We start from the raw sequence: 9,173 nt of genomic DNA, 5'->3' as shown, positions 1-9,173 counted from the left end.
CCTCAGTCGCCCGCTCACACCTCCCAATAAACCGACAAGGCGGTAAATCATTCCGCCGTAAATCCGGCAACCCACCCAAAATAGGAATCAAATCATCAAACCCCTTATGCGGCTCAGGCGTCGCCGCAATCAACTTAGCCGTATACGGATGACGCGGCCGACTAAACAACGGATGCGTCGGCGCACTCTCCACCACATGCCCAGCATGCATCACCAAAATGCGATCGCAATATTCCGAAGCCAGCGCCAAATCGTGAGTAATCACCACCGTCGCCATATTTTGCCCCGTCGCCAGGTCCTTCAGCAAATTCATCACCGTCGCCTGTGTCGTCACATCCAATCCCGTTGTTGGCTCATCCGCAATCAACAACTGCGGAGCACAAGCCAACGCCAGCGCAATCATCACCCGCTGACACAAACCACCCGACAGCTCATAGGGATACGCATCATAGCGCTGCTGCGGGTCAGGAATTTTAACACTAGCCAAAAGCTCTAGGGCACGCTTTTTAAGCGCCGCTCGAGGCAAATCAGAATGACAGTGCAGCACATCCACCAGCTGTTTGCCTACCTTACGGATAGGATTTAGCGCCACCCGAGGATTCTGAAAGATCATCGACAGCTCTTTCCCTCGCAGCTGCCGCAGCTTTTTCTCAGACATCTTGAGCAGATTGCAAGTCTCCGTAGATTGACTCCACAGAATCTCGCCCGCTGTTACATGCCCTGCCCGATCCAAGATACCTAAAATAGCCAGCGCCAGCACAGACTTACCTGAACCACTCTCACCAACAATTCCCAGAGTCTCTCCCTTGCCAATGTGAAAGCTGATATTTTCTAACGCCTTAACAGTGCCCGTACGGGTACGAAACTCAACCGACAGATCGCGTACCGACAACAGGGATGTCTGAACAGATTTGGTGGCAGCAATGGGTGACATCATGGGATTAGTTCTCTAGAAACATCTAATTACGTCTGCTCATGTCCGCATCCTCGGATCGATTAAATCCCTTAAACCATCGCCTAGCAGATTAAAACAAAATACCGCCAGCATCAGCACCGCTCCCGGAAAGATCGCCAGCCACCACTCGCCCGAGATAATGTACGTTGCCCCTTCCGCCACCATAATCCCCCACTCCGGTGTCGGTGGCCGCACCCCCAACCCAATAAACGACAGTCCCGCCTCATTCAGAATCGCCCAGCCCATATTGAGCGAAATATGCACCATCATCACCGGCAACACATTGGGAAACAGATGGGCCGCCATAATCCGCAGATGGCCGTTGCCCGCTAGCCTGGCCGCCTCCACATAGCCCGCATCGCGCCGCACCAAAATCTCCGCCCGCACCACCCGCGTATAAAGGGGCAGATTGATCACCGCCGTGGCATAAATAATATTCTCGACGGTGTTACCCAGGGCCGCCACCAGCCCCATGGCCAGAATAAACAGCGGAAACGCCATCAGTGTGTCGATAACGCGGCTGATAATGAGATCGCACCACCCGCCAAAGTAGCCAGCACAGGTCCCTAAAATACTGCCCATGACAAAAGACAGCGCCACCGCCACCACCGCAATCCCTAAGTCTAGCCGAGTCGCCACCAGCACCCGACTCAGCACATCGCGCCCTAGATCATCCGTGCCAAACCAGTGGGCAACAGAAGGCGGGGATAGGGCCACAGCGGCATTGCTAGCGGTGGGATTGTAGGGTGCGATCGCACCGCCAAACAACGCCAATAGCACCATTCCAAAAAATAAAACAAAAGCCCCAAAGGTAACGTAGTTCTCACTTAGAATATAGCGAGCCTGGGCCAGCGAAGACTTTCTGATAACCGACTGAGATACCGTCATCACTCTACTCCCGCCCGCGGATCAATCACGGCATACAGCAAATCAATCAACAAATTAAGCACCACATACAGCAGTGCCATAGTCAGCACAAAGCCTTGCACCGCCGCATAGTCCGATGCAATCAGTGCAGACACCGCATAGGAGCCAATCCCTGGCCAGGCAAACACCTTTTCCACCAGCACATTGGCCCCAAGCAAAAAGGAAAACACCACCCCCAAAGTGGTCACCACCGGCAACATGGCATTACGAAAAGCATAGCCAAACAAGATCGTGGAGGGAGCCAGACCGCTGGCCCGAGCTGTACGAATAAAGTCGCTGGACAGTACGCTCAGCATCGCGGCCCTCGTCACCCGCGCTAGGGGAGCCAAAGCAAACAACCCCAGGGTGATCGCAGGCAACATCAGCTGACCAAGGGCCGCCCGAAACGTATCCACATCCCCCGCCAACAAACTATCGATTAAAAACAACCCCGTCACCTGATTCGGTGCTGAGTAGAGAATCGCTAACCGTCCCAGGGGAGCTGGCGCAATACCGAGGAGAAAATAAAATACATAGATCAGCAACAGCCCGGTAAAAAATGTGGGTAAAGAGACTCCAGCCGTAGCTAATACCCTCACACCATGGTCAATCCAGGACCCCGGACGAGTAGCCGCTAAAATACCCAAAGGCAACGCTAGTGTGAGAGAAAAGAATAAGCCTGCCAGAGTTAGCTCTAACGAAGCAGGCAAACGGGTGAGTAAATCAGATACCACCGTTTGTCCTGTGGTTAAGGAATTACCCAAGTCTCCCCGCAGCAATTCTCCCACATAGATCAAAAACTGTACCGGCAAGCTGCGATTCAGACCCAAACTTTCTCGAATCTGATCAATCGCCTCTTGGGACGCAGCCGGCCCAGCAAAATAGGCAGCCGGATCGCCAGGCAGGGCACGGGTAAGCACAAACGTGACTATAATTACCCCAATGATGCTAGGGATAGCACCCATGACGCGACGAACAACAACAGAAGCCGTAGAGGAGCGAGCCATAACGTCCCCCTCTTACGCTTTCTGTAACTGCCGATAGTCCAGCTGCCGGTGGAACCAATACTGATAGCGACTCACACCGGGCTGCATTGCCACCGACAAATACGGCTGTGCCACCACAATGCGAGGCATCTCCTCAAAGGCAATCTTCAGAAATCCTTTCACACTCTCCTCATAGGCCGGATCTCCTGGAGCAGTAGCCAGGGCTGTGTCCACCAGCTGATCCAGCTCAGGATTCTGATAGGAGCTGCCGTTAAAGGTGGCATTCTGACCGTGGTAAGAATAGAAAAAGAAATAGTCAGGATAATTCAGCCAGCCGCCAAAGTTGTTAATAATCATCGGACGGCTCTTCTCTACTAGCACCGCTCGAAAGTTAGAACCGGGTACTTTCTCCAAGGTAACGTTAATGCCAATCTCGGCTAGGGACTCCTTCACCAATACACAGAACGGTTCTGCCCATTCTTGGGTGCCCAGGTTAAAAGCTAGCGTAGTATCAAATCCATCGGGGTAGCCCGACTCAGCCATCAAGGCCTTAGCCTTAGCCATATCGGTACTGTAGGGATAGGGCTGAGGCCAGTCGATAGTGGTAGGCTCAAACTCTCCACTGCCGTACATTTTGACGCACTCGCCGTAGAGTGCCGTTTGGACAATGTCGTCATAGGGCATGGCGTAGGCCACCGCCTGCCGTACTTTGACATCATTGAAGGGATTAGGTGCCCCCCCTAGCTCAGGCTGAGAATTGAGATCAACCGTGTAAAGACAATTCTCAATCGGCGTTGAAGTAATGGTGTACTTATCTGTTGCCCTCAGCTCACTAATGTCTTTTTCAGAAACCTCATAGTTAATATCCACATCCCCCTTTTCCAAAAGGGCGCGGCGGTTGCCCGCTTCCGGTACATTTAACCAAATAATCTTCTCAATGGCTGGGGCCGGACCCGATTTCCAATCATTGTTGCGGACCAGCACCACCCGCTCTTCTGGCTTAAAGGTATCGAGGGTATAGGCCCCACTGCCAGCTGGGTTAGCATTAGCCCACTCTAGGCCCCAAGGATCTTCTGCCGTCACATTCGGTTCGATCAAAGCAGAATTCATAATTGCGGGAATCGGCACCGCCATATCCATCAGAGTTAGCTTGTCCTGCCGAATAAAATTGACCTGGAACGTATGATCATCAACAACAGCAAACTGGTCCGGGCTTTCCAAAGCTCCAGCTTTCATTTGGAATGAAGGAAAGCCACCGACCGACACCGCCCGGTCATAGGACCATTTCACATCTTTAGCCGTGACGGGGGTGCCATCATGGAAGGTGGCGTCTTTACGCAGGTTAAAGACTACTGATAGGCCATCAGCAGCAACGGTCCAAGACTCAGCCAGCTCAGGCTCAATGACGGTGTAATCATAGGATAGGGAGCCATCGTCCAAGGTTTTGCTACCAAAGGTGACGAGGCGGTCGTAGAGACACCAGGAGATCCCATAGGCGGGACGGTTAGTCCCCACCTGGTGAAGGTCGAGACCATTAGGAAATCCGCCGCCCTGCACCACGGTTAGTACGGCAGGCTCAGTGCTTGTAGCCGCATCAGTGGAGGAGTCTCCAGCAGTGGACTCGGCAGCCGGTTGGGAATCGCCACCGCAGGCGTTGATGAGGGCGGCTAGGGATACGCCTCCAGTAAATGCTGTACCGCGCTTTAGTAGGTCTCGTCGCCGCATGGCCTGACTCCTTTTGCCGATGGATTAGCTGCAGGTTAAAGCAGACAGGTGAAATTTTTCAGGAAAAATTCGAGAAGAAATCGGGAAGATTCAAGTAGGAACGGCTAACTAAATCAACTCATCCCTTAACTCAGCAACAGTAAACCAGAGTCTAGCTTGTAGAGTGTGTGCTTTAGAAGCAAAACTGGACAAGTATGAAAATACTCATATCTCTGCTAGTTTCACGCTTGTTTATTTGTCCTTTGAAGACTACATAAACGATTTGTCCCAAAGAGAGAACAAAGTAGTAGCTGCAGCCCGCGCTGGGTTGAAACGCCAGCGCTAACTGAGGGTTGTCCGCTAAAGGGACAATTTGGTGTAGAGATGCGGATGGTCGTTGTGGATTGGTTGAAGCATAGTTGACCGTTACCGTTGTGGAAGCGAATTCTCACAGGTGCAAGATCTCAGTAGAATATTGAGTGTGCTTGCTTCTCAGGTTTGTGTGTGAGTTCAGCGCCTTGCTGTAAACAGCTGCCCTATCTACCGCCAGCCACCTCAATAAATGTACCGGTAGTATAGGACGCTTCACTGGACAACAGCCACAGGATAGCCTGGGCCACTTCCATGGGTTGACCGCCCCGCTGCATGGGGAGATTTTGCTTGACCCGATCAACGCGGTTAGGTTCGCCGCCGTCAGCATGAATATCCGTGTAAATAAACCCTGGTCGCACGGCATTGACTCGAATCCCTTCTGCGGCCACTTCCTTGGCCAAACCGACGGTCATGGCATCGATCGCGCCCTTAGAAGCGGCATAGTCTACATATTCCCCCGGTGCTCCCAACCGAGCTGCCACAGAGGAGACATTGACAATTGCTCCGCCTGAACCACCATGATGGGTAGACATGCGTTTTACTGCCTCGCGGGCACAGAGAAAGGCTCCCGTAATGTTGGTGGCAAACACTCGATTGAGCCGAGTCGCGTCAAGATTTTCAACTCGCATTTGCTGTTCTAGAATGCCCGCATTATTTACCAGGGCTGTGACTGGGCCAAGCTGCTGATCGACTGCTTGAAAGAGGGCGATCACATCAGCTTCGACCGCGATATTGGCTGCGATCGCAACGGCCCTACCCCCCTGCTGCCGAATGGTTTCAACTACCGCCTCAGCCGCCCTATGATTTTGGCAATAGTTTACACACACGCCATAGCCACGTTCGGCTGCTAAGTAAGCCGTCGCCGCCCCAATACCTCGACTACCTCCAGTAATTACAACGACATTCTTCATCTCTCATACCTTACTACTGACTTTGTCAGCAAGCCCCAACGTGTGGCGAAACCAGCATTTAACTTGGCAGAAAACGGCCATGTCAGTGGCTGATAACACCCAAATCAGTGCCGAGAATGCGTGATAAATATAAAACAACGTAAACAGAAACGTAAATTGATGCGTCCTTAAGTATACACGGTTTCAGAAAAGTGGTTATATTGTTGCTTGGGTAAAACTACGTACTCGTTGTTTGAGTGATTTTACTCGGGTCTTACGCATTTGTATTACGTCGCAAAAAGGTAATGGGGGCAATGGGTAAGGTTATGGCATCTATCAAACGGTCAGCTGCCAGATGGTTGAGCGTATGGGGAGGAGTTGCGATAGCAACCGTCCCATCGTGGGCCTATGCTCAAAGCATTATTCCAGATGATAGCTTTGGTAACCGCAGCTCTGCGGTTCTATTCAACGGTACTGATACCTACACCATTGGCAATGGTTTGGAATCGGGCAGTAACCTATTTCACAGTTTTGAGCGCTTTGGCCTGCTTGACAATGAAACAGCCGCCTTTACCAGCAATCCCGGCATATTGAATGTCATTACTCGGGTAACCGGGGGCGACGCTTCCACGATTAGCGGCACGCTCCAGGCCGGAGATGTAAATCTTTTTGTCATTAATCCCAGCGGATTAACGTTTACTGCTAATGCCTCGCTCGATATTGGCCGCTCCTTTGTCGGTAGTACAGCCGGCAGTCTGCTATTTGAAGACGGCACCCGCTTACTTACAGGCACCGCAACAGACTTTAGCGGCACTGGCTCCATGCCATCCGCGTTTGAAATTCTAGATAGCGGTAGCAGTCCGATTAACGTGGTAGATACCGGTACTGGTTCTGGAAATGGATTTGGTGATGGGCTCGAGGTTGAATTAGACCAAACTCTGGCCCTGATTGGTGGCGATATTACGTTAAATGGCGGAATCTTGCAAGCTCCCAAAGGTACGCTATATTTATCAGCTCTATCAGGTGGAGAGAGTGTCGGCGTATCTGTTAATGCATCTACAGGTGAACTCGCCTTTGAAACACCTGATAGCGATAATATTTCAGCCAGTGCTGATAGCGTTATCTCTTTAAATGACAGCATCCTAACCGCTAATCTGGATTCTGGCGAGACAGGCTTAGCAGGGGTTATTCTTCTTCGAGCTGGCGCTCTAATATCTCTGGATAATAAAACTGAGATCCAGTCTTTGGTGAGGGGAGAGGGAGAGCCTGGACTAATTTCATTAATAACAGGAGACACTGGTACTGTTGCTCTGGATAATGATTCAGCCGTGTTTACAACTATTGAAAGAGGAGGAGTTTTTGATGGAGATGTCGGTATAATTTTTATCGAAACAGGTTTTCTGACAATGGATAATGGTTCGCAGCTACAAGCTCTTGTGAGAGTAGAAAAAGATGGAGAACCTGCAGGTATCGGAGAGCCTGGAAACATATTTGTTTTAGCTTCGCAAGGCATTGAATTACGTGGAAAGGGAACAGAGGGATTTGATACAGGTATTAGTACTGATCTAGATGGTGAAGGAACAGGCAGTACTCTGTCAGGCGATGGTGGTAACCTACTTGACTTTCTAAGTAACTTAAGTAGTACATCTGGATTAGGAGATTTATTCGGTTCAGTTCTATTGTTTACAGACGGAGATGTAGTCGTTGAGGATGACGCCTTCATAGCCACAGGGACGTCTGCCAATGGCAATGCTGGTGCTGTACTTGTGGTAGCTGATAACGTATTTGTTGAAAGCAGTGGTTCTATCAGTAGCAATGCCGTAGGCGATGCCACAGGCAGTGCGGGTGTTGTTCTTATCGCTGCTGACAATGACATTGTTGTTAAAGGCGAGGGCAGTAATATTAGTAGTGCAGTCGGTCTCAATGCGTCTACCTTTTCAGTAGGAGGCTCTGGAGAACAAAATGGTGCGGTTTTATTAGTTGCCAGACGGGTGGGAGCCCTCAATGGCGGTGAGATATCAGTTGATAACAACAGCTCTGGCGAGGCTGGAGCCCTTTTAATTGATGCTGATTTAGTTGCCCTTAATCGAGACGGTCGGATTTCTGCTGCGGCTGAGGGTGATGCTACAGGGGGAGCCATCATTGTAGATGGCAATTCTGAATCTAGAGCATTTTTTATCGCCCTAGCCAACGGTAGTGAAATCTCAACCAGCACCAATTCAGGTAATGGTGGCAACATTTTGTTGAACGTATCTCCTGAGATTATTGCCGCCCCTTCCCAGGACAATAATATTCTGACTGAATCCAACGATCCTAACTCCAATGCTTTGATTGATGTGAGTTTTGGGTCTCCGTTTTTGCGCAACATCTCGGTGACCCTTACCGGTGATTCGCCGATTAGAAACGATATTTCAGCCGCGTCACCAACCAACGTTAACGGTACTGTTAACACCACTGGCCTCGAAGATTCCTTACTGCAGGACCCGCTGCTGTTGCCAGATGACTTGGTAGACCCTTCTCGTCTCATTGCTCAAGGCTGCGCTGCAGGTGATCTAAAAGCAGCACAAAATATTGGTGGCTTCACACGAGTGGGACGGGCTGGAATATCGGCCACACCGGAGGAACAGATCAGCAGCAGCGCGTCGGCACCAAGTTTAGTCAGCTCTTTGGATGAGGCTGAACTGGCCCAGGTCGAGACTTGGGTGGCTAATGACGATCATGGGCAAGAATCTGCCCTTGTCAGCAATTCAGGCAGTAATACAGACAATACTCCCGAGGCCCAGACCTGGCGCTATGGACGTGATGGCCAGGTCGTGTTAGCAGCCCATACAGATAATGCTCCGTCATCTTCCGTGTTCCCTGGATTTACCTGTGATGTTCTCTAAATTATTGTTGTCTACCCAACTGCTACAATTTTTGCTAGCGGCCTTGCCGCTGGGCACATGGGTACTAGCACCTGCTGTACTGGCCCAGGAAACTCCTACCGATCTACCGCCGCTGATTTCACCTCCCTCAGAGGAAGAATTTCAGCGACCAGAAATCTTTGAAGAGATTGAAAATCCAGAAACACTGTTGGAAACTCAGCCTATTCCTACGCCGCCCGAGCCTGGACCTGATATTCCTGAGACCGTAATAATCAATCAGTTTAAGTTCGAGGGCAGCAGTGTTTTTACAGATGAAGAGCTGACCACAGCCGTTGAAGAGGCTTTGGGGGCGCAGCTACCCGTAGAGATTTCATTCTCAGAGCTGTTTCGGGTGAGATCAGCGATTACTGAGCTTTATAGGACTGCAAATTATATAACTTCGTCAGCGATTATCCCACCTCAGGAGTTTGCAGCAGCAGGCGGCACCTTAGAAGTC

Annotated in this window: 7 protein-coding genes; 2 read left to right on the top strand and 5 right to left on the bottom strand. The window is 50.8% G+C overall.

Annotated elements, in window-relative coordinates; translation table 11 throughout:
- From IQ260_RS22110 to IQ260_RS22090, 5 genes are all read right to left on the bottom strand, one after another.
- Window positions 1-937: ABC transporter ATP-binding protein (locus tag IQ260_RS22110; protein ID WP_193995254.1), on the bottom strand; the 937-nt coding region annotated here is incomplete at its 3' end.
- Window positions 938-973: 36 nt separating this feature from the next.
- The gene (locus tag IQ260_RS22105; protein ID WP_193995253.1) at window positions 974-1,843 is read right to left on the bottom strand and encodes an ABC transporter permease; all 870 of its coding nucleotides are present in this window, start codon (window positions 1,841-1,843) and stop codon (window positions 974-976) included.
- The gene (locus IQ260_RS22100) at window positions 1,843-2,868 is read right to left on the bottom strand and encodes an ABC transporter permease (protein WP_193995252.1); all 1,026 of its coding nucleotides are present in this window, start codon (window positions 2,866-2,868) and stop codon (window positions 1,843-1,845) included. Before IQ260_RS22100 ends, IQ260_RS22105 begins: the two co-directional genes overlap by 1 nt.
- Before the next feature lie 12 nt (window positions 2,869-2,880).
- On the bottom strand, window positions 2,881-4,572 hold the full coding sequence (locus IQ260_RS22095) for an ABC transporter substrate-binding protein (RefSeq protein ID WP_193995251.1): 1,692 nt from the start codon (window positions 4,570-4,572) through the stop codon (window positions 2,881-2,883).
- Between the two features lie 515 nt (window positions 4,573-5,087).
- The gene (locus tag IQ260_RS22090) at window positions 5,088-5,834 is read right to left on the bottom strand and encodes an SDR family oxidoreductase (RefSeq protein WP_193995250.1); all 747 of its coding nucleotides are present in this window, start codon (window positions 5,832-5,834) and stop codon (window positions 5,088-5,090) included.
- Window positions 5,835-6,139: 305 nt separating this feature from the next.
- Between IQ260_RS22090 and IQ260_RS22085 the strand changes: the two genes are divergently transcribed.
- Both IQ260_RS22085 and IQ260_RS22080 read left to right on the top strand, forming a co-directional pair.
- The gene (locus IQ260_RS22085; protein WP_193995249.1) at window positions 6,140-8,698 is read left to right on the top strand and encodes a two-partner secretion domain-containing protein; all 2,559 of its coding nucleotides are present in this window, start codon (window positions 6,140-6,142) and stop codon (window positions 8,696-8,698) included.
- The coding region (locus IQ260_RS22080) for a POTRA domain-containing protein (protein WP_322745020.1) at window positions 8,688-9,173 on the top strand (486 nt) is incomplete at its 3' end. The genes IQ260_RS22085 and IQ260_RS22080, both read left to right, overlap by 11 nt.

It is taken from the genome of Leptolyngbya cf. ectocarpi LEGE 11479 (assembly GCF_015207065.1).
GTDB classification, from domain to species: domain Bacteria; phylum Cyanobacteriota; class Cyanobacteriia; order Phormidesmidales; family Phormidesmidaceae; genus Leptothoe; species Leptothoe ectocarpi.
This window is presented reverse-complemented; position numbering and strand designations above follow the sequence as displayed.

Bases quoted from the DNA above. Each gene is read 5' to 3' on its own strand.
- IQ260_RS22090 (WP_193995250.1), bottom strand. From the start codon at position 5,834: ATGAAGAATGTCGTTGTAATTACTGGAGGTAGTCGAGGTATTGGGGCG.
- IQ260_RS22100 (WP_193995252.1), bottom strand. From the start codon at position 2,868: ATGGCTCGCTCCTCTACGGCTTCTGTTGTTGTTCGTCGCGTCATGGGT.
- IQ260_RS22095 (WP_193995251.1), bottom strand. From the start codon at position 4,572: ATGCGGCGACGAGACCTACTAAAGCGCGGTACAGCATTTACTGGAGGC.
- IQ260_RS22105 (WP_193995253.1), bottom strand. From the start codon at position 1,843: ATGACGGTATCTCAGTCGGTTATCAGAAAGTCTTCGCTGGCCCAGGCT.
- IQ260_RS22085 (WP_193995249.1), top strand. From the start codon at position 6,140: ATGGCATCTATCAAACGGTCAGCTGCCAGATGGTTGAGCGTATGGGGA.